Annotated in this window: 23 protein-coding genes; 14 read left to right on the top strand and 9 right to left on the bottom strand. The window is 71.0% G+C overall.

The genetic code is table 11. From position 1 onward, the window contains the following. The first annotated feature begins 18 nt into the window (after positions 1 to 18). The gene (locus ABT025_RS05595) at positions 19 to 339 is read left to right on the top strand and encodes a DMT family transporter (protein WP_018555875.1); all 321 of its coding nucleotides are present in this window, start codon (positions 19 to 21) and stop codon (positions 337 to 339) included. Here the strand turns inward: ABT025_RS05595 and ABT025_RS05590 are convergent. Further along, the gene (locus ABT025_RS05590; protein ID WP_350990166.1) at positions 333 to 2,756 is read right to left on the bottom strand and encodes a transglycosylase domain-containing protein; all 2,424 of its coding nucleotides are present in this window, start codon (positions 2,754 to 2,756) and stop codon (positions 333 to 335) included. The two genes, ABT025_RS05595 and ABT025_RS05590, sit on opposite strands and share 7 nt — an antisense overlap. Positions 2,757 to 2,927: 171 nt before the next feature. On the opposite strand from ABT025_RS05590, the gene ABT025_RS05585 reads away from it, so the two are divergent. From ABT025_RS05585 to ABT025_RS05570, 4 genes are all read left to right on the top strand, one after another. Then, positions 2,928 to 3,728 (top strand): ABC transporter permease, encoded by an 801-nt coding sequence (locus ABT025_RS05585; protein WP_350990164.1) that lies wholly within the window; start codon positions 2,928 to 2,930, stop codon positions 3,726 to 3,728. A 25-nt stretch (positions 3,729 to 3,753) separates the two neighbouring features. Further along, positions 3,754 to 4,599, top strand: a complete 846-nt coding sequence (locus ABT025_RS05580) for an ABC transporter permease (RefSeq protein WP_502971889.1) — start codon at positions 3,754 to 3,756, stop codon at positions 4,597 to 4,599. A gap of 29 nt (positions 4,600 to 4,628) precedes the next feature. Continuing rightward, on the top strand, positions 4,629 to 5,651 hold the full coding sequence (locus tag ABT025_RS05575; protein ID WP_350990162.1) for an ABC transporter ATP-binding protein: 1,023 nt from the start codon (positions 4,629 to 4,631) through the stop codon (positions 5,649 to 5,651). 100 nt (positions 5,652 to 5,751) lie between these two features. Then, positions 5,752 to 6,435, top strand: a complete 684-nt coding sequence (locus tag ABT025_RS05570) for a DUF1707 SHOCT-like domain-containing protein (RefSeq protein ID WP_350990217.1) — start codon at positions 5,752 to 5,754, stop codon at positions 6,433 to 6,435. A gap of 184 nt (positions 6,436 to 6,619) precedes the next feature. Here ABT025_RS05570 and ABT025_RS05565 read toward each other — a convergent pair whose 3' ends face one another. Continuing rightward, on the bottom strand, positions 6,620 to 7,867 hold the full coding sequence (locus ABT025_RS05565) for an SGNH/GDSL hydrolase family protein (protein ID WP_350990160.1): 1,248 nt from the start codon (positions 7,865 to 7,867) through the stop codon (positions 6,620 to 6,622). A 146-nt stretch (positions 7,868 to 8,013) separates the two neighbouring features. Between ABT025_RS05565 and ABT025_RS05560 the strand changes: the two genes are divergently transcribed. Further along, entirely contained in the window at positions 8,014 to 9,414 is a 1,401-nt protein-coding gene (locus ABT025_RS05560) for a DUF445 domain-containing protein (protein ID WP_502971887.1), read from the top strand. Positions 9,415 to 9,897: 483 nt separating this feature from the next. Here ABT025_RS05560 and ABT025_RS05555 read toward each other — a convergent pair whose 3' ends face one another. Next, a complete protein-coding gene (locus ABT025_RS05555; RefSeq protein ID WP_350990156.1) occupies positions 9,898 to 10,200 on the bottom strand; it encodes a hypothetical protein in 303 nt (100 codons plus the stop codon). A 172-nt stretch (positions 10,201 to 10,372) separates the two neighbouring features. On the opposite strand from ABT025_RS05555, the gene ABT025_RS05550 reads away from it, so the two are divergent. The 3 genes from ABT025_RS05550 (at position 10,373) to ABT025_RS05540 (ending at position 13,092) form a co-directional block, all read left to right on the top strand. Then, positions 10,373 to 11,884: an MFS transporter gene (locus ABT025_RS05550; protein WP_350990154.1), complete on the top strand. Its 1,512-nt coding sequence runs from the start codon at positions 10,373 to 10,375 to the stop codon at positions 11,882 to 11,884. Continuing rightward, positions 11,881 to 12,459: a TetR/AcrR family transcriptional regulator gene (locus ABT025_RS05545; RefSeq protein ID WP_350990152.1), complete on the top strand. Its 579-nt coding sequence runs from the start codon at positions 11,881 to 11,883 to the stop codon at positions 12,457 to 12,459. Before ABT025_RS05550 ends, ABT025_RS05545 begins: the two co-directional genes overlap by 4 nt. A 66-nt stretch (positions 12,460 to 12,525) precedes the next feature. Next, positions 12,526 to 13,092, top strand: a complete 567-nt coding sequence (locus tag ABT025_RS05540) for a hypothetical protein (protein WP_350990150.1) — start codon at positions 12,526 to 12,528, stop codon at positions 13,090 to 13,092. A gap of 160 nt (positions 13,093 to 13,252) precedes the next feature. Here ABT025_RS05540 and ABT025_RS05535 read toward each other — a convergent pair whose 3' ends face one another. Together ABT025_RS05535 and ABT025_RS05530 are read right to left on the bottom strand one after the other, a co-directional pair. Further along, the gene (locus tag ABT025_RS05535; RefSeq protein WP_350990148.1) at positions 13,253 to 15,166 is read right to left on the bottom strand and encodes a serine/threonine-protein kinase; all 1,914 of its coding nucleotides are present in this window, start codon (positions 15,164 to 15,166) and stop codon (positions 13,253 to 13,255) included. 147 nt (positions 15,167 to 15,313) lie between these two features. Next, positions 15,314 to 16,249: an oxidoreductase gene (locus tag ABT025_RS05530; protein WP_350990146.1), complete on the bottom strand. Its 936-nt coding sequence runs from the start codon at positions 16,247 to 16,249 to the stop codon at positions 15,314 to 15,316. A 61-nt stretch (positions 16,250 to 16,310) separates the two neighbouring features. Here ABT025_RS05530 and ABT025_RS05525 point away from each other — a divergent pair, with 61 nt between their 5' ends. Next, on the top strand, positions 16,311 to 16,958 hold the full coding sequence (locus tag ABT025_RS05525) for a TetR family transcriptional regulator (protein WP_350990211.1): 648 nt from the start codon (positions 16,311 to 16,313) through the stop codon (positions 16,956 to 16,958). 164 nt (positions 16,959 to 17,122) lie between these two features. Beyond that, entirely contained in the window at positions 17,123 to 17,737 is a 615-nt protein-coding gene (locus ABT025_RS05520; protein ID WP_350990144.1) for a dihydrofolate reductase family protein, read from the top strand. A gap of 181 nt (positions 17,738 to 17,918) precedes the next feature. Here ABT025_RS05520 and ABT025_RS05515 read toward each other — a convergent pair whose 3' ends face one another. Further along, complete coding sequence (locus tag ABT025_RS05515) at positions 17,919 to 19,589, bottom strand: cellulase family glycosylhydrolase (RefSeq protein ID WP_350990142.1); 1,671 nt, start codon at positions 19,587 to 19,589, stop codon at positions 17,919 to 17,921. 393 nt (positions 19,590 to 19,982) lie between these two features. Continuing rightward, a complete protein-coding gene (locus tag ABT025_RS05510; protein WP_350990209.1) occupies positions 19,983 to 20,918 on the bottom strand; it encodes an NADP-dependent oxidoreductase in 936 nt (311 codons plus the stop codon). A 106-nt stretch (positions 20,919 to 21,024) separates the two neighbouring features. On the opposite strand from ABT025_RS05510, the gene ABT025_RS05505 reads away from it, so the two are divergent. Then, positions 21,025 to 21,423: a winged helix-turn-helix transcriptional regulator gene (locus ABT025_RS05505; protein WP_350990140.1), complete on the top strand. Its 399-nt coding sequence runs from the start codon at positions 21,025 to 21,027 to the stop codon at positions 21,421 to 21,423. 19 nt (positions 21,424 to 21,442) lie between these two features. Here the strand turns inward: ABT025_RS05505 and ABT025_RS05500 are convergent, their stop codons facing one another. Continuing rightward, positions 21,443 to 22,042 (bottom strand): SMI1/KNR4 family protein, encoded by a 600-nt coding sequence (locus ABT025_RS05500; protein ID WP_350990138.1) that lies wholly within the window; start codon positions 22,040 to 22,042, stop codon positions 21,443 to 21,445. Between the two features lie 367 nt (positions 22,043 to 22,409). On the opposite strand from ABT025_RS05500, the gene ABT025_RS05495 reads away from it, so the two are divergent. Further along, positions 22,410 to 22,598, top strand: coding sequence for a hypothetical protein (locus tag ABT025_RS05495; protein ID WP_350990136.1), 189 nt, complete (start codon positions 22,410 to 22,412; stop codon positions 22,596 to 22,598). A gap of 159 nt (positions 22,599 to 22,757) precedes the next feature. Here the strand turns inward: ABT025_RS05495 and ABT025_RS05490 are convergent, their stop codons facing one another. Next, complete coding sequence (locus ABT025_RS05490) at positions 22,758 to 23,381, bottom strand: histidine phosphatase family protein (RefSeq protein WP_350990134.1); 624 nt, start codon at positions 23,379 to 23,381, stop codon at positions 22,758 to 22,760. Positions 23,382 to 23,568: 187 nt separating this feature from the next. Between ABT025_RS05490 and ABT025_RS05485 the strand changes: the two genes are divergently transcribed. Then, positions 23,569 to 24,534 (top strand): MerR family DNA-binding transcriptional regulator, encoded by a 966-nt coding sequence (locus ABT025_RS05485; protein ID WP_350990132.1) that lies wholly within the window; start codon positions 23,569 to 23,571, stop codon positions 24,532 to 24,534. The last annotated feature ends 57 nt before the right edge of the window (positions 24,535 to 24,591 follow it).

The raw sequence follows: 24,591 nt of genomic DNA, 5'->3' as shown, positions 1-24,591 counted from the left end.
GTCGTCGGAGGTGCTGTCGTGGCGTGGGTTCTGTTGGTGGTCGCGGGTCTGCTGGAAGTGGCCTGGTCGATCGGGATGAAGTACACCGAGGGGTTCACCCGGTTGTGGCCGAGTGTGTTCACCGGGCTGGGGATTGTCGCGAGCATGCTGTTGCTGTCGCATGCGGCGCGGACTCTGCCGATCGGTACGGCTTACGGGGTGTGGGTCGGTATCGGTGCGGCGGGTGCGGCGGTGCTGGGCATGGTGGTGCTGCATGAGCCGGTGACGGCGGCGCGGATCTTCTTCGTGTGTCTGCTGTTGGTGGCCGTGGTGGGGCTGAAGGCGACTTCGGGTCACTGACGGCCGGTGGCGGTGGGGGCCCGGGTGCCGCGGGCGCCTTCGAGGAAGCCTCCGCCGCTTCCGTTGTCGCCTCCGTCGTTGTTTCCGCCTCCGTTGTTCCCTCCGCCGGTGAAGCCTCCGCCGGTGCCGGTCCCGCCGGACGCTGTTCCGCCGGTACCGGTGCCGGTGCCGCCGACCGGGCTGTCGGTGGTGCCGGGGGTGGTCTGTGGGGTGGAGGGGGTGGTGGGCGGTGTGGTGGACGGGGTGGTCGGGGGTGTGCTGGAGGGGGTCCGGGAGGGCTGTCCGGTGTCGCCGGGTGTGGTGCTCGCCTGGGTGGGCAGCTCGGTCTCGTCGGTGCCGCTCTCCAGGTCGAGGTGGAAGTTCTCGACGGGGGTGCCGCGCAGGGCGGTCCTGGTGTACTGCGCCCAGGTCTGGGCGGGGGCGCCGCCGCCGTTGATGCGGGGCAGGCCGAGTGCTCCGTAGAGCGGCTTCTGGGCGCCGGTGTCGGGGTCCTGGCCCATGACGGCGATGACGGTGGCGAGGTCGGGGGTGTAGCCGGCGAACCAGGCGGCCTTGTCCTCCTCGGCGGTGCCGGTCTTGCCGGCGGAGGGGCGGCCGGACCCCTGGGCCGCGGTGCCGGTTCCGCCGTCGACGACGCTCTGGAGGATCGAGGTGGTGGTGTCGGCGGCTTCGCGGGTGACGGCTTGTTCGGTGGCGCGGTCGGGGAGTTTGATGCTCTCGCCGTCCTTGGTGACCTTGTCGACGAGGGCGTGGGCGCCGTGCTTGCCGTGGTTGGCGAGGGTGGCGTAGGCCTCGGTCATGTCGAGGACGCTGGCGGTGGCGGGGCCGAGGGCGATCGACGGGGAGGCGGTGAGGTCGGGGGTGTCCTCGGGGATGCCGAGGTCGATGGCGGTCCGGCGGACCTTTTCCGGGCCGACGTCCTCGGCCATCTGGGCGTAGACCGCGTTGACGGACTTGTCGGTGGCGGTGCGGACGGTGATGGGGCCGTAGCTGACGTCGTCCTCGTTGGCGGGGGCGTATCCGGTGGGTCCGTCGGGTCCTTGGACCATGCGTTTGTTGGTGCCGTCGTAGATGGTGCTGGGGGTGATGCGGCGGCCGTCCTGGGTGGTGGAGCGGTTGGCGACGGCGGAGGTGAAGACGAACGGCTTGAAGGTGGAGCCGACCTGGTAGTCGCGGCGGGTGGCGTTGTTGACGTACTGCTTGGTGTAGTCGATGCCGCCGTACATGGCGAGGACGCGGCCGGTGGCGGGGTCGATGGAGGCGCCGCCGACGCGGACGTTGCGGTCGGTCTTGTTCTTCTTGCTGGTCTTGGACATGACGTTGTCGTCGACTGCTTCGACGAGGGCGTCCTGCTTCTTCTTCTCCAGTGTGGTGGTGATGCGGTAGCCGCGGGTGGCGAGGGTCTTCTCGTCGAGGATGTCGTTCTGGACGAGATAGTCCTCGACGGCCTGGACGATGTAGCCGCGCTGTCCGGAGAGGCTGTTGGCGGGCTTGACGGGGCCGGGTTCGGGGAAGGTGAGGGCGGCGCGTTCGCCGGCTTCGAGCCATTCCTCCTTGACCATGCCGTCGAGTACGTAGTTCCAGCGGGCGACGGCGGCGGGTTTGTTCTCGGGGTGGGTGACGACGTCGTAGGCGCTGGGGGCGTTGAGCAGGGAGGCGAGGTAGGCGCCTTCGGCGGTGGTGATGTCGCCGATGTCCTTGCTGTAGTAGGCCTGGGCGGCGGCCTGGATGCCGTAGGCGTTGCGGCCGAAGTAGCTGGTGTTGAGGTAGCCCTCGAAGATCTGGTTCTTGGACTCTTCGCGGTTGAGCTTGATCGCGATGAAGAATTCCTTGATCTTGCGGACGACGGTCTGCTCCTGGCCCAGGTAGTAGTTCTTGACGTACTGCTGGGTGATGGTCGAGCCGCCCTGCTTGCCCTTGCCGGTGAGGGTGTTCCAGCCGGCGCGGACCATTGCCTTGATGTCGACGGCGCGTTCGGAGTAGAAGTCGCGGTCCTCCGCGGCGAGGACGGCGTGCTGGACGGTGAGGGGGACCTGGGCGAGTTTGATGTTCTCCCGGTTCACCTCGCCGTCGCGTGCGATGACGCTGCCGTCCTTGTAGAGGTAGACGTTCGACTGGGCGGTGGCGCTGGCGTTGGCGGGCGGGATGTCGACGAGTTGGTAGCCGGCGATGAAGCCGCCGATCAGGACCAGTGCGATGAGGAGGAGGCCGCCGAGGACCATGCGCCAGGTGGGGATGGCGCGGCGCCAGCCGGTGCGTTTGGGGCGCTTGGGCTTCTTCTGCTTCTTGGTACCGGTGTCGCCGGTGCCGGCCGTGGTGCCTTGTTCCGCGCGGGCGGCAGCGTCGGCAGACAGGTCTCTGGGATTCCAGCCTCGGTCGCCCGGGTCCCCGTTCTGCTGCTGTGGCTCGTCGCTCATGTCGGTGCAGACTCCTCGGCCGCGGTCAGTTCCCCCATAGTGCACTTTTGTGCCGAATAACCATCGGATCGACCTTCGTAAAGCGGTCGCGGCGGTTGCCCCGGCTGGACTAGGCTCCTGCGCTTTGGTGCCCGCGCGCGGCGGGGCAGCCGATCTCGGGGGGTGATTGCTGTGCGGCTCTATGCGGTGGTGGCGGCGGGCGGGTTCCGGCGCTATGCCACGTACCGGATCGAGACGGTCGCGGGGGTGTTCACCAACACCGTCTTCGGGTTCATCCTCGCGTACACGTATGTGGCGCTGTGGGACGAGCGTCCGCAGCTCGGCGGTTACGACATGTCGCAGGCGCTCACGTACGTGTGGCTGGGGCAGGCGCTGCTGATGACGTGCGTGATGATGGGCGGCGGCTTCGAGGACGAGCTGATCGAGCGGATCCGTACGGGTGATGTCGCGGTGGATCTCTACCGGCCCGTCGATCTGCAACTGTGGTGGCTGGCCGGTGACTTGGGCCGGGCGGCGTTTCAGCTGCTGGGGCGCGGCATCGTGCCGATGGTTTTCGGCTCGCTGGCCTTCGATCTGGTGATGCCCGCGTCGCCGGGGACCTGGGTGGCGTTCCTGGTCGCGGTGGCGCTGGGTGTCGTGGTGAGTTTCGCGATCCGCTACCTGGTGGCGCTGTCGGCGTTCTGGCTGATGGACGGGGCGGGGGCGGCGCAGATGGCGTTCCTGGCGGGGATGTTCTTCTCGGGCCTGCTGCTGCCGCTGAATCTGTTCCCGGGGCTGTTGGGCGAGGTGGCGCGGGCGCTTCCGTGGTCGGCGCTGCTGCAGGTGCCGGCCGACGTGTTCCTCGGCAGGCACACGGGCTGGGGGCTGGTGCGGGTGTACGCGTTCCAGGCGGGCTGGGCGCTGGTGCTGCTGCTGGCGGGGCGGTTGCTCCAGTCGGTGGCGACACGGAGGGTGGTGGTCCAGGGTGGCTGAGCTGGTGCACGCGGGGGACGCGGCCGTGGAGGAGGCGGCCGGGGCGGCGTTCGTCCCGCGGTCGCGGGTGGTCGAGGGGGTCCGGGCGTACGGGCTGATCGTCGCGATGTGGCTGCGTTCGACGATGGCGTACCGGGCGTCGTTCGTGATGACGACGTTCGGGAACTTCCTGGCGACGGCGTTCGACTTCGTCACGATCCTGCTGATGTTCTCGCACGTCGACGCGCTGGGCGGTTACACGCTGTCGGAGATCGCCCTGCTGTACGGGGCGGCGGGTACGTCGTTCGGTCTGGCGGATCTGCTGATGGGTTCGATGGACCGGTTGGGCCGCCGGGTGCGGGACGGGACGCTGGACACGTTGCTGGTGCGGCCGGTTCCGGTGCTCGCGCAGGTGGCGGCGGACCGGTTCGCGCTGCGCAGGCTGGGCCGGGTGACTCAGGGGTTGCTGGTGCTCGGCTATGCGCTGGTGACGCTGGACATCGACTGGACGGTGGTGAAGGTGCTGCTGGTGCCGTTGATGCTGCTGAGCGGGGCGGCGATCTTCGGGGCGGTCTTCGTGGCGGGGGCGGCGTTCCAGTTCGTGGCGCAGGATGCCTCGCAGGTGCAGAACTCCTTCACGTACGGAGGAGCGACGCTGCTCCAGTACCCGCCGACGGTCTTCGCGACGGACCTGGTGCGCGGGGTGACGTTCGTGGTGCCGCTGGCCTTCGTGAACTGGCTGCCGTCGTTGTATGTGCTGGGCCGGGAGTATCCGCTGGGGCTGCCGGACTGGGTGGCGTTCCTGCCGCCGCTGGTGGCGGGCGTGTGCGGGGCGGTCGCGGGCCTGGCGTGGCGGGCGGGGCTGCGGGCGTACCGGAGCACGGGAAGTTGACGGGGTTCGAGGGAGAAGGGGCAACGGGCATGGACACGGAAACAGACACGGGTACGGGCACGGGTACCGGCGCGGACACGGGCACGGACTTCATCGAGCTCGACGGCGTCGAGAAGGTCTTCGACGTCCGCCGCAGGACGGGCTTCCTGCGCAGCGAACGGCGTGAGGTGCGGGCCGTCGACGGGATCAGCTTCCGCGTGGCGCGCGGTGAGATGGTCGGCTACATCGGCCCGAACGGGGCGGGGAAGTCGACGACGATCAAGATGCTGACGGGAATCCTCACCCCGAGCGCCGGCACGTTGCGGGTGGCGGGCATCGATCCCTCCCGGGAGCGTACGAGGCTGGCGCAGCGGATCGGTGTGGTCTTCGGGCAGCGCACCACGCTGTGGTGGGACCTGCCGCTGCGTGACTCGTACCGGCTGGTCCACCGGATGTACCGGATTCCCGACGCCCGCTTCCGCGCCAACATGGACCGCTGCATCGAACTCCTGGATCTGGCCGAGCTGTTGGACGTGCCGGTGCGGCAGCTTTCGCTGGGGCAGCGGATGCGCGGCGACATCGCGGCGGCGCTGCTGCACGATCCGGAGGTGCTGTACCTGGACGAGCCGACGATCGGCCTCGATGTGGTGTCGAAGGCCAAGGTCCGTGGATTCCTGCGGGACTTGAACGCGGAGCGTGGCACGACGGTCCTGCTCACCACGCACGACCTGACCGACATCGAGCAGCTGTGCAAGCGGGTCATGGTGATCGACCACGGGCGTCTGATGTACGACGGTGCGCTTGCCGGGCTGCACGAGGTGGGCGAGAGCGAGCGGATGCTCGTGGTGGACCTGGAGCGTGAATTCCCGCCGATCCGGCTGGAGTCGGAGCCTTCGGTGCGCACGGTGAAGGTGGAGGGGGTGCGGCAGTGGCTGGCGTTCCCGGCGTCGGCTTCGGCGGCTCCGCTGGTGGCTCGGATCGCCGCGGACTACCCGTTGATGGACCTGTCGGTGCGGGAGCCGGACATCGAGGCCGTGATCGCGAAGATGTACGCGTCGGCGGGCGGCCTGTAGCCCGGTGACGGGAGCGTACGGGGCGGCGAGCGGCCTGTCGGCCGATGACGGGAGCGTGCGCGTTCAATAGGCTGCGGGCATGACAAGCGAACTTCCGGATATGCGTGCCTCCGACAGCGAACGTGAACGGATTGCCGAGATTCTGCGCGAGGCGGTGGCCGAGGGCCGGTTGCAGATGGAGGAGTTCGAGCACCGGCTCGACGCCGCCTACAAGGCACGTACGCATGGTGAGCTGGAACCGCTCGTCCGTGATCTCCCCGCCCCCGGCGGAGCCGTGGCGCCGGTGGCCGGGGGGCAGCCCCGGACGGGTTCGATGGCCCGCTGGTCGGACCGGATCGGCAAGCCGGCGACGTCCGGCGGCGGCTTCGCGCTCTGGGGCGGGTTCCGGCGGCAGGGGAACTGGACCATCGGCCGGGTGTTCACCGCGTTCGCGATGTGGGGCGGCGGCAACATCGATCTGCGCGAGGCGAATTTCGAGGCTCGTGAGGTGGTCATCCGCTGCTTCACGATCATGGGTGGCATCAGTGTGACGGTTCCCCCGGACCTGAACGTGGACGTCCGTGGCATCGGCGTCATGGGCGGTTTCGGGGAGCACTCGCATGACGCCGGGGACGCCGCGCCGGACGCTCCCCGGGTGCGGATCACCGGCTTCGCGCTGATGGGCGGGGTGGGGGTGGAGCGCAAGCGGAGCAAGGCGGAGAAGCAGCGCCTGAGGGACGCCGAGAAGCAGCGCCTGAGGGACGCGGAGCGCCCGCGGTTGGTGAAGGGCGACGACGGCCCGTAGGGCCCGGCCCCTGGAAACCGCCGACAGGCCCGGGGCCGTTCCTGGGCCCCCGCGGGGCTCACCTGCCGGCCCTGCCGCAGCCCCGTCCGGGGCTCCCGCAGTCCTGCCGCAGCCCTTCCCGGCCGCCGCTGCGCCCCTGCCGTCTCCTGCAGCGCGCCCGCGAAGGCGGCGGCTCCGCCGTCCCCTACAGCGCGCCCGAAGGCGGCTGTACGCGCAGCAGGTCGGCCACGTCGGCCAGGGAGCCCAGGCGCTGGTAGCCGGCGTCGTTCAGGTGGACGTGGTCGCCGGAGTCGTAGGCGGGCAGCAGCCGGTCCGGTCGCGCCGGGTCGCGCACCGCGTTCTCGAAGTCGAGCACCTGGTCGAAGACCCCGCCGGCCCGGATCGTCTCGTTGACCCGGGCGTGCACGGCGTTCTGGGCGGGGGTCCAGTTGCGGTAGCCCTCGTACGGCATCAGGGTCGTGCCGATGACCCTCAGGCCGCGGGTGTGCGCGCGCTGGGTCAGGGCGCGCAGGGCGTCCGTGATCCGTGCGGGGTCCGTCTCCTGGGGGAAGGCCTGGATGTCGTTGATGCCGAGGGCGATGACGACGGTCTTCGCCCCGGTGACGCTCAGGACGTCCCGCTCGAAGCGGTCGAGGGCGCGTGGCCCGGTGCCGTTGCGCAGGATGCGGTTGCCGGCGATGCCCTGGTTGACCACCGCGTACCGGCCGTGCAGCCGGTCGGCGAGGACGTCGGGCCAGCGGCTGTTCGCGTCGGTGGTGGAGCCGCTGCCCGCGGTGAGCGAGTCGCCGAACGCCACGAGGGTCCCGGCGGCGGTCCTGCCCCGTACGTCGACGGCGGTGAGGTAGCGCCAGTCGGTGGTGCTCCGGGTGCCCTGCGGATCGTCGGTGAAGGACGTCTGGTGGCTGTTGGGGTGGACGGTGACCGGGCCCCGGGCGGTGGGGGTGCGCAGGGTGACGACGAGATCGGTGTCGGCTGCGACCGGGACGACGACGGGGTCGCTGACGATCTGCCCGCCGGCGGCGACCGTCACGGAGGGTGCGCTGCGGAACGTGACCGGGACGGAGTTCACGGTGACGCGGTCGATGAGCAGCGGATGCGTACCGAAGAGGTTGGAGAGGGTGATGCGGGCCCCGTCGCCGCCGACGCTGGTGTGCACGACGTTACGGATGGTGCGCAGGGCCGGGTGTGTGCCCTGGTCCGGTTCGATCTCCCCGCGAACGGGGGCCGCGGCCCAGGTGGCGAGCCAGAGGCCGGTGGAGTGGGCGGGTGCGGCGGGGGTCCGGGCCACACCCTGCGGGCCGGGGGCGGCGGCCGTCTTCACCCGGGGCGGCCCGGAGAACAGCAGGGAGCCGGCGAACGCGACGACGGCGGCGAGCGCAGCGGTGCCCACCATGAGTGCTATGAGCAGTGCGTACTCGTGGCGCCTGGGCATGGACGGTGTGTCTCCTCGTGTGGTGGTGGGCCGCAACCATGATGCGGCAGGGCGCGGGGAACTCGACGTGCGGCCCGGGAGTAGGTCAGGTAGGGACAATGCGTACGGGGCGCCGGGGGCGACGGTTACGCGGACGGGTGGAGCGGATGGAACGGATCGAAGGCACGGCCGAGGAAGCGGCGGCCGGCGGGGCGGACACCGGTACGGGCGCGGGTGACCCCGGGCCGGGGCCGGGGCAGGGGCCGGGGCAGGGGGCGGCCCCCCGCCCGTCGGCGTCCCTCGCGTCGTTCGCGTACACCGCGGCGGATGAGGAGAAGCGTCGCGGCGTACGCCGTATGAAGACCACGGCCACCGGCCTCCTTCTGCTGGTCGCGCTGGTGTACGTCCTCGCCACCTGGGCGAAGAACGAGGGGGTGGGCGGCTGGCCGGGCTTCGTCGCAGCGGCCGCCGAGGCGGGAATGGTGGGTGCGCTGGCCGACTGGTTCGCCGTCACGGCCCTCTTCAAGCGTCCGCTCGGACTGCCGATTCCGCACACCGCCATCATTCCCACGAAGAAGGACCAGCTCGGGGCCTCGCTCGGTTCCTTCGTCGGCGAGAACTTTCTGTCGGGCGGGGTCGTCCGTGACCGGATCCACTCGCTGGCCATCGGTGGCCGGCTGGGTGCCTGGCTCGCGGAGCCGGAGCACGCGGACCGGGTCACGGCGGAGCTGTCGACCGCGCTGCGGGGTGCGCTGACCGTGCTGCGCGACTCGGACGTGCAGGCGGTGGTCGGTGAGGCGATCACCCGGCGGGCGAACGCGGCGGAGGTCGGCCCCGGCCTCGGGAAGATGCTGGAGAAGGTCGTCGCGGACGGCGGCCACCGCAAGGTGGTGGACCTGATCTGTGTGCGGGCGCACGACTGGCTGGTGGAGCACAACGACTCGGTGATGGACGCGGTGCAGGGCGGGGCGCCGGGCTGGACCCCGCGGTTCGTCGACAAGCGCGTGGGCGAGCGGGTCTACAAGGAGCTGCTGCGGTTCGTCACCGAGATGCGTGACATGCCGGGGCATCCGGCGCGCGGCTCGATCGACACGTTTCTGACGGACTTCGCGGCGGATCTCCAGACGGATTCGGAGACCAGGGCCCGGGTGGAGCGGCTGAAGTCGGAGATCCTGGGGCGCGGCGAGGTCCAGGACGTCATCGCCTCGGCCTGGTCGTCCGTACGCACGATGGTGATCGCGGCTGCGGAGGACGAGCGGAGCGAGCTGCGGCTGCGGGCCCGCGCCTCGCTGATGGCGCTGGGCGCCAGGCTGGCGACGGACGGGCGGCTCCAGGCGAAGCTGGAGGGCTGGGTGGAGGACGCGGCGGTGTATGTCGTGACGACGTACCGGGCGGAGATCACGTCACTGATCAGCGACACGGTGGCCGGCTGGGACGCGGAGCAGACGTCGAAGAAGATCGAGGCCCACATCGGCCGTGACCTGCAGTTCATCCGGATCAACGGCACGGTGGTGGGTGCGCTGGCGGGGCTGGTGATCTATTCGGTGTCGCGGGCGCTGGGGGCGTGACGCACGCGGTTCGGACGGTTCGGCGCACCGGACACCCGGCGACCGGTGCGCCCGCTGGCGGCGCCGCCTCCGGCCGCCGGACGCACCCAGCTTCGGGGCGGGCGCTCCGCGGGGACCTTCTGCGGACTTCTCTGCGGCCTTCTGCGGGTCTTCCGAGGACTGCCCCTGACGCGGACATCTCCTGAAAACGGCGTCTGCCGGTGACCGAGGGGCGTCTTCAGGCGGCTGAAGCCGGTGACTGAACGGCGTAGGCCAGTGACTGAAGCCAGGTGACTGAAGCCGGTGACGGACGGCGTCCGCCGCCGACCGCATCCGGTGACCGAACGGCGTCACCGGTGACTGAAGAGCGTCTGCCGGTGGTGCAGGCCGGGTGCGTGTCCGTCCTGTCGATCGGTTCGGACACGCACCCGGGTTACGCGGGGGAGTACCTCTCAGTACGGACCCCGCCCCGTCGGCGTTCAATCCGGCGGGAGGAACTTCTCCTCAGGCCGCGCGCCGGGTGACCGCCCACGACGCGGCGGCCACCGTGCCCGCCACGGTGAAGACGGCGGGCCAGGCGCCGATCTTCTTGGCGAGCGGGTGCGAACCCGCGAAGGCGGCGACGTAGGCGGTGGTGAGACCGACGGCGGCGCGCGGCCCGGCCTGCCGGTTCCACTCGTACGCCGCGACGCCGCCGGCCGCCGCGAGCGCGACCCCGCCCAGCGGACGCTTCCGGGTCCACCGCGCCACGGCGTAGCCGCCGACCAGTCCGCCCGCTGCCACTGCCGCTGCCGGAACCTTCGCCATCGCAGCCACCTCCGCCTGTTCGTCGTCCGTCGTCCGGTACTGCTTCTCGGCTCCGAGGCTAACGCCGCCTTCGGCCGTCCCGTCGCCGAGGGGGTGCACAAGCGTTTACCCTGGGGGTGAACAGACGTGCACCCCCTTCGCTCCCTTGCCGCCGAGCACCGTACGGAGACACATGTCCGCGGACATCCCGGTTCCAGCCGCCCCCGCGACCCCCGACGTCCGGCCCCCGCACCCCCGCTTCGCCGTCGGCGTGCTCGCCTTCTGCGGAGTCGTCGTCGCGGTCATGCAGACGATCGTCGTTCCGCTGCTCCCGCACATCCCCGAGCTGACCGGCGCCACCCCCGCCGCCGCGAGCTGGCTGGTCACCGTCACCCTCCTCACCGGCGCGGTCTTCACCCCGGTTCTCGGCCGGGTCGGTGACATGTACGGCAAGCGCCGGGTGCTGGTGGCCTCGCTCGGGGTGCTGGTCGTGGGCTCGGTGCTGTGCGCGGTCAGTTCGCACATCGGGGTACTGATCACCGGCCGCGCCCTGCAGGGCGCCGCGATCGCCGTGGTGCCGCTGGGCATCAGCATCCTGCGCGACGAACTGCCGCCGGAGCGGGTCCTGTCCGCCGTCGCGCTGATGAGCTCGACGCTCGGGATCGGCGCGGCCGTCGGCCTGCCCGTCGCCGCCCTCGTCGTGGAGAACTTCGACTGGCACACCATGTTCTGGGTCTCCGGCGTGATCGGTCTCATCGACATCGCGCTGGTGCTGCGCTGCGTACCGGAATCCCCCCTGCGCAGCCGCGGCCGCTTCGACGCGCTCGGCGCGCTGGGCCTGACCGCCGCCCTCGTCTGCCTGCTGCTCGCCGTCACCCAGGGCGCCGACTGGGGCTGGGGCTCGACCCGGACGGTCGGCCTGCTCGTGACGGCCGTGGTGGTGGCGCTGCTCTGGGGCGTGTACGAGCTCCGCGTGCCGACGCCCATGGTCGACCTGCGGGTCTCGGCGCGTCCGGCCGTCCTGCTCACCAACATCGCCGCGCTGCTGATCGGCTTCGCGTTCTACGCGAACTCCCTGGTCACCGCCCAGATGGTGCAGGAGCCGAAGGCCACGGGTTACGGGCTCGGCGCCTCGCTCGTCGTCAGCGGCCTGTGCCTGCTGCCGGGCGGGGTGGCGATGGTGGCCCTGTCGCCCGTCTCGGCCCGGATATCCGCCGCGCACGGCCCGAAGGTCAGCCTCGCGCTCGCCGCCGGGATCATCGCCGTCGGCTACGGGGTGCGGTACTTCACCAGCCACAGCCTCTGGCTGATCATCGCCGGCGCCACCGTCGTCGCCTCGGGTACGGCCATCGCCTACTCGGCCCTGCCCGCCCTCGTGATGCGCGGGGTCCCGGTCGGCGAGACCGGTGCGGCCAACGGTCTGAACACCCTCATGCGGTCCATCGGGCAGGCCTTCTGCAGCGCGACCGTCGCCGCCGTCCTGGCCGGCATCACCTTCCGGGCGGGCGGCAGGACCGCCCCCACGCTCCACGCGTACCAGCTGGTCTTCGTCATCGCGGCGGGCGCGGCACTCGCGGCCCTGACCGTCACGTTGTTCCTGCCGGGCAGGAAGCCGGCCCGGACGGGTACGGTCGAGGAGAGCCGCAAGGCGCCGGGCACCCGTAAGGAGGGTGTGCGGACGGCAGAATTCCGGGAGGGCGCATGACCGGCGGCCAGGCCATCGCGACGGCCCCCGTTCCCGCGGACGCGGGCAGTGGCCGGGACGCGATCCTGCGTGCCGCGCGACGGGCGTTCACCCAGCGCCCGTACGCCGAGGTGACGATCCGTCAGATCGCTGCGGATGCCGGGGTGAGCCCGTCCCTCGTGGTCAAGCACTTCGGCCGCAAGGAGGAACTCTTCAACACCGTGGCCGACTTCGGCCCGGCGGCGGCGGAGCTCTTCGACGCCCCGCTGGACGTGCTGGGACGCCACATGGTCGTCACGCTGGTGACCCACCGCCGCGCACTCAAGTCCGACCCTCTCCTGCGCGTCGTTTTCTCCCTCGGCAACCAGGACGAACGCTCCCTGCTGCGCGACCGCTTCCACGAACAGGTCACCGACGCCCTGACCGCCCGGCTCCCCGGACGCGACCGCGCCCTGCGGGCCGAACTCCTGGCCGGCCACCTCCTCGGCCTCGGCGCGACGCTCGGCCTCCACCGCGAGGGCGCGGGTGCGCACGCCACCCCGGAACGCATCGCCGACCTCTACGCGCCCGCACTCCAGAAGCTGATCACGGGCTGATCACCGGTGCGGTGCCGAGTGGAGCGGAGCGGTATGGTCTGGGCCAACCGACGAGGGGGGCCTCACATGTCTGTTCGCATCCGCATCCGCATGTCCACCGCCGCACTGGCCACGACAGCCGCGCTGGTGGGTGCCCTGGCCGGCTGCACCGAGGCGAGTACGTCACAGGGCCCCGGCGGCGATGTCCCGTACGTGGCACCGTCGGTGAACGCCGCGGCGGCGAACAAGGAGATCGAGCGGGACGAGGCCGCCGCGAAGGCCGAGGAGGCGGAGAAGGCGAACGCCGAGCAGCAGGCGGCGGCCGACGCGGCCGCGAGAGGGCCCGTGGACGTACGCGACGCCTTCGCCGGCCTCCAGGCCACGTACCAGGACGGCTGCGCCCCCGGAGGCGCCAACTGCGCCTACTTCCTTGGCCGGGTCAACGACGAACTGGCCCGCCTGGACAGGTCGATGAATGCCGACAACGGCGGGCCGAACCACTTCAAGGAGCCGATGGGCTGGATCGCCGCACTGCGCACCACGCTGGCCGGTGACACCTCCACGGCCAACCTGGAGAAGCACCGCAAGCAGCTGATCGGCACGCGCGACCGCATCAACGTCTGGATGCAGGGCCACCCGGAGGACTACCGCTGACGCGCGGTCACCACCCCGGTTCACCAGATGGCCCGGCCCGTCCCCGGCGCTTGCGGGCCGGGGGACGGGGGTGGACCGTGAGCGGCGCGGCCGGTGAGGTCGTCATGAACGGCGGCGGGCCGGGCTGCCCGGGATCCGCCACCGTCCCGCAGGCGCCGGCTCAGCCCTTCGCGTTGGGCCAGACGGTCACGTCCACCATGATGTACGTGCTGGGTGAGTCGTCGGGAGAGTGGCCCTGGTAGGTCAGCAGGGCCATGTGCCCGGATGCCGTGGTGATGCAGACCTGACGGTCCTTGCCGAGCTGGTTCACGTAGATGCTGTCGGTGAACCGGGTCTCCGCGCGGCAGACGGCGAGCGACCCTTCCTGGCCCGGATCGAGCCGTACCAGGGTCCCGTCGGTTCCCGCGTCGAGGTGTCCGCCGGTGCTGTAGTAGATCAGCTCGGACTCGCTGTCCTGACCGTCCTTCGGCTTGAGCTCGTCGTCCTCGAGCGTCAGGTTGTATCCGGAGGTCAGGTTGATGCCCGTGAACACCTTGGGCTCGGGGTCCGGCCTGGTGGAAGGCGCCGGATCCGTCGTGGTGCCCGCGCCCGTGTCCTCCCCGTCCCCCTCGGTATCGGCGCTCGGAGACGAATCGGCCTGCTGCGGAGTGCTGCCGCCCTTGGGGGAGTCGCTGCTCTGCGACGACTTGCCCTCGTCCTTGAGCATGACGTACGCCGTCCCGCCGCCCGCGATGCCGACGACGAGCGCGACCGCGATGGCGATGGCGGCGACCCGGCCGCCACGGCGCTTCGGGGGCTGGGTCGCGGCAGGACCCTGGGGCGGCAGCTGTCCGGGTTGCGTAGGGGACTGCGCCGGGTACGCGTTCGGGAACGGGGCCGGGGTGTGCGCGTGCGACGGGGGATACGGCTCCGTGGCCTGCCCCTGGACCGGATACGCGGCCTGCGGGTACGGGTTCTGCGGAGCCGGGGTGTGCGGGGCCGGGGTGTGCGGGGCCGGGGTCTGCGGGGCCGGGGTGTGCGGGGCCTGGCCGGGCGGCGGTGTGACCGGCGGTCCGAACCCCGGAGGCGGGGTGCTCGGGGCCGCCTGGGCCGTGGGCGAGTAGGCGACTGCCGGGGCGGCGGCCGGAGGCGGCGGAGTCTGGACCGGGGCGGGCGCGGCCGCCCGGACGGTGATGTCGGCGGCCACCGGGCTCGGCAGCCAGTCCTCGGGGCGCCGCAGCACCGTCTCCGCGTTCGCGGTCTGGCAGAGCGCGATGACCTCGGCGACCGAGGGCCTGGCCTCGGCGTCCTTGGCCAGGCAGCGGCTGACGAGCTCCATCAGCCGTTCCGGCACACCGGTGAGGTCCGGCTCCTCGTGGACGATCCGGTAGAGCACCCCGTGCGAGGTGCCCTCGCCGAAGGCCGGCGACCCCGTGGCCGCGAACGCCGCGACCTGACCGAGCGCGAAGATGTCCGTGGCCGGAGTGACCCGGCGCCCCGCGGCCTGCTCCGGCGCCATGAACGACGGTGTGCCGATGGTGACTCCGCTGCCGGTGAGCGAGGTCGCGTCGGCCGCGTACGCGATACCGAAGTCGATGACGCGCGGCCCGTCCGCGGCGAGCAGCACGTTCGACGGCTTGAGGTCGCGGTGCACGATGCCCGCCCCGTGAATGACGTGCAGCGCCTCCGCCATGCCGGCGATCAGCAGCAGCACGGCCTCGACCGGCAGCGCGCCGTGCGCGACGACCGCGTCCGCGAGAGAGGGCCCCGGCACGTAAGCGGTGGCGAGCCACGGCTGCGCACCGTTGGTGTCGGCGTCGATCACGGGCGCGGTGAACAGCCCCTGCACACGCTGCGCGGACTGCACCTCCTGTGCGAACCGCCGCCGGAATTCCGGGTCTTCACCGAACTCGGGCCGGATCACCTTGATGGCGACGGGCCGGCCGCCGGGCGTGTACGACAGGTACACCTTGCCCATGCCGCCCGCACCGAGCTTGGCGGCGAGGCGGTATCCGGCGATGGTGGCCGGGTCGTCGCCGGCCAGTGGCTGGAAGACCTGGGAGGCGCTGGCCCGGTGTGGCTGCTGACCGCTCATGAACTCGTCACTCCCCCGAAGAACGCTGCTGTCGACAGGGCACCTTACCCAAATCCGGGCGTGCTTCCGTCGCGCACGGGAGCTGTTACCGGTTCCGTACGAAGCGTCGTACGCACAGCCGTTGAGGCCCTGGGGCGGGTGGTTGGTTCAGAGGGGCGTGAGGAACGTGAACCGTACGCCCGTGGCCTCCTCCGACAGTTCCCAGAGCCGCTGCCCGGTCCCGGCGTCGGCCGCCCCGGCTGACAGCTCCACTCGCGTCGGTGCGCCGCGCAGTTCCGCCATGCCGTCCGGTCCGATGAACTCGCCGCTCTGCGCTCCCGGTTCGGTCGCCGCGTACAACTGCGGCAGCGCGCCCCGGTCCGGTCGCTGCGCGAGCGGCGTGAGGACGCGCCCGAACAACACCCTCACCAGGGCTACGGGCCCGTCGGACTGCAGATTGGTCGCGGTGTAGCCGGGGTGGGCGAGCACGCTGCGCACCGGGCTGCCGACTGCGGTCAGCCGACGGTGGAGTTCGTGGCCGAAGACGGCGTTGGCGAGCTTGGACTGGTTGTAGTAGCCCATCGGCGAGTAACGGCGTTCGCCCGTGATGTCGTCGAAGAAGAGCCGGGCCTTGCGGTGATTGGCCGAACTCACCGTGACGACACGGGGGTCGCGCCCTGCCGACAGAAGACCGAGGAGCCGCCCGGTGAGGGCGAAGTGGCCGAGGTGGTTGGACGCGAACTGCGATTCGTGGCCCTGCGGGCTCAGGGACCGGGGCGGAGCCATCACGCCGGCGTTGTTGACGAGCACGTCCAGCCGTGCGCGGTCGGCGTGCAGCCGGTCGGCGAAGTCCCGTACGGAGTCGAGGTCTGCCAGGTCGAGGCGGCGCACCTCGAGGCGCGCGTCCGGCTGCCCGGCGGTGATCTCCGCGACCGCGCGACGGCCCTTGTCCTCGTCGCGTACGGCAAGGATCACGTGCCCGCCCCGGCGGGCGAGCGCCCGGGTGGTGGCCAGGCCGAGGCCGCTGTTGGCCCCGGTGACGACGAACACGCGCCCGGTCTGGTCCGGGATCTGCTCGGAGGTCCAGCGTCGCTGCGGAGTCATGCGGCACAGACTGCCCTTGCTGGCACCAAGTGTCAACATGGCACTCAATGCCATTCAGGGCATGGAGTACCGTGAGGGGGTGAGCAGCCGCCCCGTAGTGACCATGGCCCAGCGCAAGCGTCAGCTCGTGTCCGACGAACTGACCGAATCGGCACTGCAGTTGCTGGCGCTGAAGGGATTCGACGCCGTCACGATCGACGAGATCGCGACGGCCGCGGGCGTGTCCAAGCGGACGTTCTTCCGCTACTTCGCGTCCAAGGAGGACGTGGTCGTCCAGTTCCTGGCCGACATGGGCACCGGCATCCGCGCCGAGCTGGCCGCGCGCCCTGACGAGGAGCGGCCGTCCGTCGCACTGCTCCGTGCCGTATGGGTCCCCCTCGGCGAATGCGCCGACCACGGGGACCGGGCGCTGCGCGTCGTACGGCTGATCCTCGGAACCCCGGCCCTGCACGCCCGCTTCCTGGAGCGCCAGGCGCAGTGGCGCGACGACCTGGCACGGGAGGTGGCGCGGCGTCCGGGGACCGACGCCGCGGCGGACCTCTATCCGGAGATGGCCGCGGGCATGGCGCTCAACGCCTTCGACGCCGTACTGCATCGCTGGAGCGCCGGCGACGGCAAGGAGTCCCCGGCCGAGCTGCTCGACCGCGCCTTCGCGGTGATCGCCCCGGCGCTGGACGCGGCCTCGGGAGGGCGGCGCGAGCCCTCCTGATCCCAGGGTGCATCGAGAGGACGGGGGATCGCGCAGGTGCTGGGCGCATGTCCACCACCCCGCGCGGAAGCGACGATTCCCGTTGCACGGCGGGAACGCCTGCTTGATCATGATCCGACGGTCGCCGGCGCAGCGGCGGCCGGTCAACGGACGGAAGGCCCTTCGTGCGCAAGCTCGTGTACTACATCGCCTCCAGCCTCGACGGCTTCATCGCCGGCCCGGACGGTGCCGACCCCACGGGACCGGACGGATTCTGGCCGGTACCCGAGGACTACATCGGGCACATGATCGCCGAGTACCCGGAGACCCTGCCGGGACCGGCCCGGGCCGCGCTCTCGATCACGGCGGAGGGCACGCACTTCGACACGGTCCTCGAAGGCCGGCGGTCCTACGGGATCGGCATCGCGGCCGGCGTCACCGACGCCTACCCGCACCTGCGGCACCTCGTGTTCTCCCGCACGCTGGGCGAGAGCCCCGACCCCGCGGTGGAGATCGTCGCCACCGATCCGGTGGCGCGGGTGCGGGAGCTGAAGCAGGAGGAGGGCAAGGACATCTGGCTGGTCGGCGGCGGCGAGCTGGCCGGTTCCCTGTACTCCGAGATCGACACCCTGATCGTGAAGCTCAGCCCGATGACCATCGGCGCGGGCATTCCCCTCTTCTCCCACAAGGCCACGTTCGACCCGACCGCCTGGACACTGGCGGATCACACCGTCCTCGGCAGCGGGGCGGCGTTCCTCACGTACGAGCGCGCCACGACCGCCGCCGCCGTCACCGACTGACCCGGGTGAGCTCCGCGAAATGTGGCGGCCGAACAGGGCCGCTTGCGCGAACGCATACCCGTACCCGGACACCCGTACCCCCGCACCCCGTGGACACAGCACGCCGACCGGCCGAGGCGATGGCCCCGGCCGGTCGGCGCTACGCGCTCCGGCGCTGCGGTGTCCTTGTCACGGCGCGGCGTCAGGCCGTGGCGCAGGTGGCGCCGCTGAGGGTGAACGCGGACGGGGCCGCGTTCGTACCGCTCCGGCTGCCGGTGAAGCCGACGGTGACCGAGCCGTTCGCGGCGATCGTGGAGGTGTACGACGCGGGGGCGACGCTCACCGAACCACCGGTCTGCGTGGGGATTCCGCCCCACATGTTGGTGACGGTCTGGCCGTTGGCGAAGGCGAAGCCCAGCGTCCAGCCGTCGATGGTGGTGGTGCCGGTGTTGCGGATGGTGATCTCCCCCTGGAAGCCGCCCGACCACTCGTTGACGACGCGGTAGCCGACGGAGCAGCCGACGCCCGGCGTGGTGCCGCCCTCGGCCGTGGTGACGCCCACCGTCGCCGAGCGTGCCGAACGGTTCCCTGCCGCGTCGCGGGCGTACACGGCGAACGTGTACGCGGTGTCGGCGGTGAGACCGGTGACGGCGACGCTGTTGGTGGTGGAGGCGGCGACGGTCGTCTCCGAGCCGCCGTTGACGCGGACGACGTCGTAGCCGGCCACGGCAACGTTGTCGGAGGCCGCGGCCCAGGTCAGCGAGGCAGAGGTGGCGGTCACCGAGGAGGCGGCCGGGGTGCCGGGCGCGGTCGGGGCCTCGGTGTCCTCGGAGGTGCCGCCGCCGTAGACGGTGGCCTCGTGCGAGGTCTGGGCGATGCCGTTGGTGCCGTGGAAGATGCGCTCACCCCACGAACTGAGCTGTGTGGGGTCGAAGCCGATCGTCAGGTCGAGGATCGGGTCGGTGTTGCCGCTCCAGGACCAGGCGATGTAGCCGAGCTTCAGCTCCTCGGCGGTGGCCATCATGGTGTCCTCGTCGGGGTCGCCGTACTGGTCGGCCGGACCACCGAACTCACCGATGAGCAGGGGCAGTCCGGCGTCCACGAAGGCGTGGAGGTAGTCGGTGACCTTCTGGGCGGTGTTGTAGACGCTGTACATGTGGATCGAGAAGATCAGGTTGCCGGTGGTGTCGGCGTCGTACACCGCCTGGGCGTTGTCCCGCATGACGCCCTGCCAGTCCTGGCCCCAGTTGGGCGCGTCCACCATGATCGTGTGCGCGAACCCGGCGCCGCGCAGCTTCTGGATCGCGGCGGTCGTGGGTGCGGTCCAGCCGGCGGGGTCGGTGTTGCCCCAGGGCTCGTTGCCGATGTTGATGACGACGTAGTCCTCCTGGCCGGCGAGGACGTCCTTCAGGCTGATCCAGTAGTCGGCGGCGTGATCCAGCGTGCCGGCGGCGGAGTCCTCTCCGTACCCCGTGGTGTCGTGCACCTCGAGTACGCAGATGAGCCGGTTGGCCTTGCACTGGGCGATGACGGCGGCCACGTCGGCGGGGCTGTTCCTGCTCCAGCGGAAGCCGTCGGAGAGAACGACGCGGACGGTGTTGGCGCCCGTCGCCTTGATGTCGGCCAGTGACTGGGTCTCGCCGGGGTACCAGGTGTGGGCGTGGTTGACCCCGCGCATGACGAAGTCGTTGCCGTTGCCCTCGACCAGGCGGCCGTCGCTGATGTGCAGCCCGGTCGCGGCGGCACCGGCCGCCTGTGCCGGGGCGAGACCGCCGAGGGCGAGGAGCCCGATGAGGGTGGCCAGGACGGTCAGGAGGACGGTGACGGGACTCTTGTGCCTTGCGCTTCTCGCTGTGCTCCGTGCTGTTCTCACTGCGGCTCCAGGGGGTGGAGGGATCAGGAACTGAGCATCGACAGACGTTCATCGGCTTCGTGGGAGCGCTCCCACGTTTGCGCGCTCCCATGAAGCCATTCAGTCAGGGGCACGTCAAGAGATCGGACAGGGTCGGATGCGGAGGAGTGCGGTCGCGTGTGTCCGATTCCGTGGTCGTGTACGGAAGTTGGGGGCGATGCGCCGCTGCCGTCGGTGCTGCCTCGGTGGCGCCCCGTGGTGCCGGGGCGGGCTCCCTCGTGGGTCGGCTCCCTCGTGGGTCGGCGCTCTCGCCGGTCGGCTCCCTCGCAGGTATGTCCCGCCACGTATTCGGGCGCCGCCCCGTGGGCTCACGGTTTGGTGTGCGGCCCGGGCGGGCCGCACACCAAACGGGCTTCAGGGCACGAGGACCAGCCGCCCCCGAAGTCCGCCCTCGGCCAGCCGGTAGTGGGCCCGGACCGTCTCCTGGAGGGGCACCGTCCCGGCGACGCGCAGGGTGAGCTGCCCGGTCCCGGCCAGTGAGGAGAGCCGGCCGAGGGCGGCACCGTCGGCCGCGACCCACTGCTCGTGCACACGGATCCCGCGGAGCGGGAGGGGCGCGGCACCGGCGACGACGGAGACGAAGGCGCCGCGGTTGCGTACGGCTCCGAGCGCGGGCGGCCCGACGACGGCGGCATCCAGGGCGGCGTCCACGCCGCCGGGAACCAGGCCGCGCACGGCGTCGGCGAGATCGGCCGACCGCGGAACGAACCACCGGGCGCCCGCACTTCGGACGAACGCCTCGTCCTCCGCCGCGGCACTCGCCACCACCCGCACCCCGCGCAGGGCGGCCAGCTCCACCGCGTACCCGCCGACCGCCCCCGCCGCGCCCGTCACCAGCAGGGTCGCGCCCGGCTTCGGATCGAGCAGGTCCAGGGACTGGAGGGCGGTAAGGCCGTTGAGGGGGAGGGTCGCAGCCTCGACGGAGGACAGCCGGTCGGGGGCGGGCGCGACGGCGGACGCGTCCAGCACGACGAACTCGGCATGGGTGCCCAGGGAGACGTCCAGCCGGTCCCGCAACCCGATCACGCGGTCCCCGGGCGCGAACACCCCCGTACCCGCACCCACTTCATCGATGTGCCCGGCGACGTCCCACCCGACGCCGATGACCTCCCGCGGGGCCATCAGCCCGGCCGTGACGAGGTCCCCGGAACGCGTCGCGGCATCCACCGGGTTCAAGGCCGCGGCCTCGACACGTACACGCACCTGACCGACACCGGGCACCGGCACCGGGACCTCCGCCACCTCCAGGGCCTCGGGTCCGCCCACCGCTCTCACCACGACCGCGCGCATGCGCGACTCCTTCCGTTCGGCTCCCTTGGTGTTCACGACCTTATGGAGAGCTACTCTCCATAAGGAAGAAGGCACTTCAAGGTGCCCAACGCACGGAAGGTGCGCCATGTCGACGACAACCACGCCATCCGAGGCGCACGGCGCCCGTGCCGCCTACGACGCCTACCTCGCCGAGTGCCCCGCGAGGCACCTGCTGGACCGGATCAGCAACAAGTGGGTCAGCCTGATAGTCAACGCGCTCGCCGACGGGCCGCAGCGCTACTCCGATCTGGCCCGGACCCTCGCGAGCGTGAGTCAGAAGATGCTCACCCAGAGCCTGCGCGCCCTCGAACGGGACGGCCTGGTCACCCGCACCGTCACTCCGTCGGTGCCGGTCCGTGTCGACTACGCGCTGACGCCCCTCGGCAGGAGCCTGGTCCCGGTGATGCAGACGATCAAGGCGTGGGCGGAACAGAACATGGACGAGGTCCTGGCGGCACGGACGGGCTACGACGCGGCACCCTGACCACCGGACGGGACAGCCCTCAGCGCCCCCGGTCGGGCCCCCACCACGGCTCGGGCCGCTCGGTTCGGGACATCGGGAGCCGCCGCAACTTCACCGGTCCGGGATCAGGCGTGGCGCTCCACGGGCCCGTCATCTCCTCGCCGTTCAGGTAGCGGCGGAGCCATTCGGCGAAACCCATGCGGTACTCGGTCCAGATCCGGTTCTCGTCCTCGACGAGAAGCCGGGGAGTGGTGGATCCGGCGTCGAGGAAGAGCGTGTCGTCGTCGGCCCTCGCCAGCGGCCAGAGCCCGTCGGCGGTACCGAAGCCCAGCGCCCTCGGCGCGACGAGGGGCCGGGGGTCCTCGTCGGCTTCGAGATGGAGCTGCTCCCAGGGGATCTCGGAACAGCTCCGGACCGTCTCCTGGATCCACTCCCCTAGGTTCCATCGGCCGGTCGCCGGATGGGGCAGGTACAAGTTGTCGTTGAGCTCGATCGGCGCGTACGCGTCGACGAGGACCCGGTAGTCGGCGGGCAGCCGGATACCGAGTTCCGAATGGAGCCGGTCCCAGGCGCCCGGGTCGGCGTAGCGGTTCTCGGCCGGGCCGAGCATGGCCAGGACGGCCGTCAGGTGATCGGACACGGAGCTCCCGGTACGGCAGGGCAGAGGCGAAACGGCAGGCAGCGGCGAAGAGGCGAAGAGGCGGTCAGGGTGGCGATTCTCCAGTGGTGGAACCTGGCGGGGCACCTCGGGTGTACCGGGAGGGAAACGGAACCCTGAGCGAATTACCTGGAACCGACCACCGGAAGCGATCACCGGAACCGACCGACGGAACCCACCGACGGAACCCACCACTGTCATCGATCCTCGGAACCGACTGCCTGAATTGATCACCGGAATTCGGACGCGGATCTCGGCTCGGCATCATGGCGTGAGCGAAGCCGTACCGACCGGTCCTTGACTGCTACTGTCGCGCGGCATTGTCCCCCAAGGTTAAGGACCCACGTCGGTGATCAACCAACTGTCGCGATATACCCGGCATATGGCCATGCTGGTCATCCTCGGTGTTCTGATGATTCTGCTTTCCCAGATGGGTTCGTCGTCGTCCGGCTTCCTTCTGACGGGAATCGTCACCGCCCTGGTCGGGGTGGGTCTCATCGTGCTCACGATCGTGGGCGGACGTCGGCAGCGCCGATAGGCGACGCCCGTTGCCCCGTACCGGTCTCCCCCGCAGGGGGATCCAGGGACGGGCGGAGCACAATCGACTTCACGGCCGAGCTCTGACGGAGTCCTTCAATCGCCGTGCGGTGCCGCGCCGTTCCGTGTCCTGCCCTGTCTTGTCCTGTCCGTCCTGCCCTCAGATACGGAGGTCGGGTGGGAACGCCGTCGAGCGAAGCTCTGCGGGCAGATGCCCGGTGTCGTTGTAGAGGAGCACGACGGCGGGCCGGCCGGGTTCGTACTTGATGACGGTCAGGGCGGCGTTGGCGTGATAGAGCCCCATCCAGCGCCACTTCGGAGCGTCGAGGGCGGCTCGGACGAGCCAGCCGACGAGGAAGTTGTGCGTCACGACCAGCTCATGGCGGGGCTCGTCACCGGCCACGGGACCCGTGAACCGGGCGAGGGCTGACCGGGCCAACTCCGGGCCCTGTTCACGCTCTTCGGCCGGGAACTGGGCCAGCCGGCCGAGCATGGCGTCGGCCGGCTCAGGGGGAAGCTCGTGTCGTTGGGGCAGGTAGGGGATGTAGTCCCCTGCCGCCTCGGACACGTGCAGGGGTACGCCGTCGAGCTGCTCGCGGATCAGCTGAGCGGTCCGGGTCGCCCGGGGGAGCGGCCCGTGGTGGATGGCCGTGAGCGGGCTGCGACGGAGCCGCTCACCCAACAGGACGGCTTGCCGGCGGCCGATGCCGGTCAGCTCGCTCTCGTCCGGTGAAGCCTCTCCGTGCCGTGTGAGGTAGAGATAGCGGGTGGCTGTTCCAGTCATCGGGGCGAGATCCTCTGTCTGCATCGGTGATCTTGCGAGTGTCTGGACGGACGCGGACACGTGCCGCGTGGTTCCCGCCGCGGACGGAGGCATCGCGACGAGGAACCCGCCGCCCAGGGCCGGCCGACGACCCCACCCGACAGGGCTTGACGTTGCCCCCGGGGGAAGGGTTTACGGTCGTCGCACCATGAGGATCAGCGAAGTCGCGCGGCGCGCGGGTGTGACGACGAAGACAGTCCGCTACTACGAGTCGCTGGGGCTGGTGGCCCCCGCCCGGCTCGCCAACGGCTACCGGGACTACTCCGAACACGACGCCCGCCTGGTGCGCGAAGCCCGGGAGCTGAACCGCCTGGGGATTCCGGTCGAGCGAACGCGCCCCTTCCTCGAATGCCTGACCAAAGGCCGGGACCACGTGGACGACTGCCCGTCCTCCCTGGCCGGCTACCGCGACGCCATCGACGACCTGACCCTGCGGATCGAGGAACTCACGGCACGCCGATCCGTACTGTCCCGGCACCTGCACGAGGCCGCCCACCGCAACACCGTTGCCGACGGATCCGGCGCCGAAGGGAACACCGTGAACGCTGCGAGTCACCTGGCCGGTCTTCCCGCAAACCTCCCCGTCCCCGAGGACGACGGGGCGGCCGCGCACCTCCCGGGGCGGGCGTTGCCGGACATCGAGCTGCCCGACACCGCGGGCGGTGCCGTCTCGCTGCGCGCGCTGGGGGAGGGGCGGTCGATCGTCTACTGCTACCCGCTCACCGGACGCCCCGACACCGACCTCCCCGAAGGCTGGAACAGCATTCCGGGAGCCAGGGGCTGCACCAGCGAGGCATGCGACTTCCGCGACCACCACGACGACCTCGAAACCGCCGGAGCGACCCACGTGTTCGGCCTGTCCAGCCAGGACACCGCCTACCAGAAGGAGGTCGTGGACCGCCTGCGACTGCCGTTCCCGATGGTCTCCGACACCCGCTTCCGCCTGTCCGCGATGCTCGGGCTTCCGACGTTCGACGTCGGCGGGGTGCGCCTCTACAAACGCATCACCCTCGTCGTCCGTGACGCCCGGATCGAGCACGTCTTCTATCCGGTCTTCCCGCCGAACACCCACGCCCAACAGGTACTTGGATGGCTGCGGGCCAACCCGCTGTAGCCGCGTCCACGTGGACGCGAGGACCTCCTGAGGTGTCGTACGGCGACGTTAGGCTGT

It is taken from the genome of Streptomyces sp. NPDC002809 (assembly GCF_040295435.1).
In the GTDB taxonomy this organism is placed as follows: Bacteria; Actinomycetota; Actinomycetes; order Streptomycetales; family Streptomycetaceae; genus Streptomyces.
The sequence above is the reverse complement of the archived record's forward strand: the minus strand, read 5'-3'. Positions and strand labels throughout refer to the sequence as shown.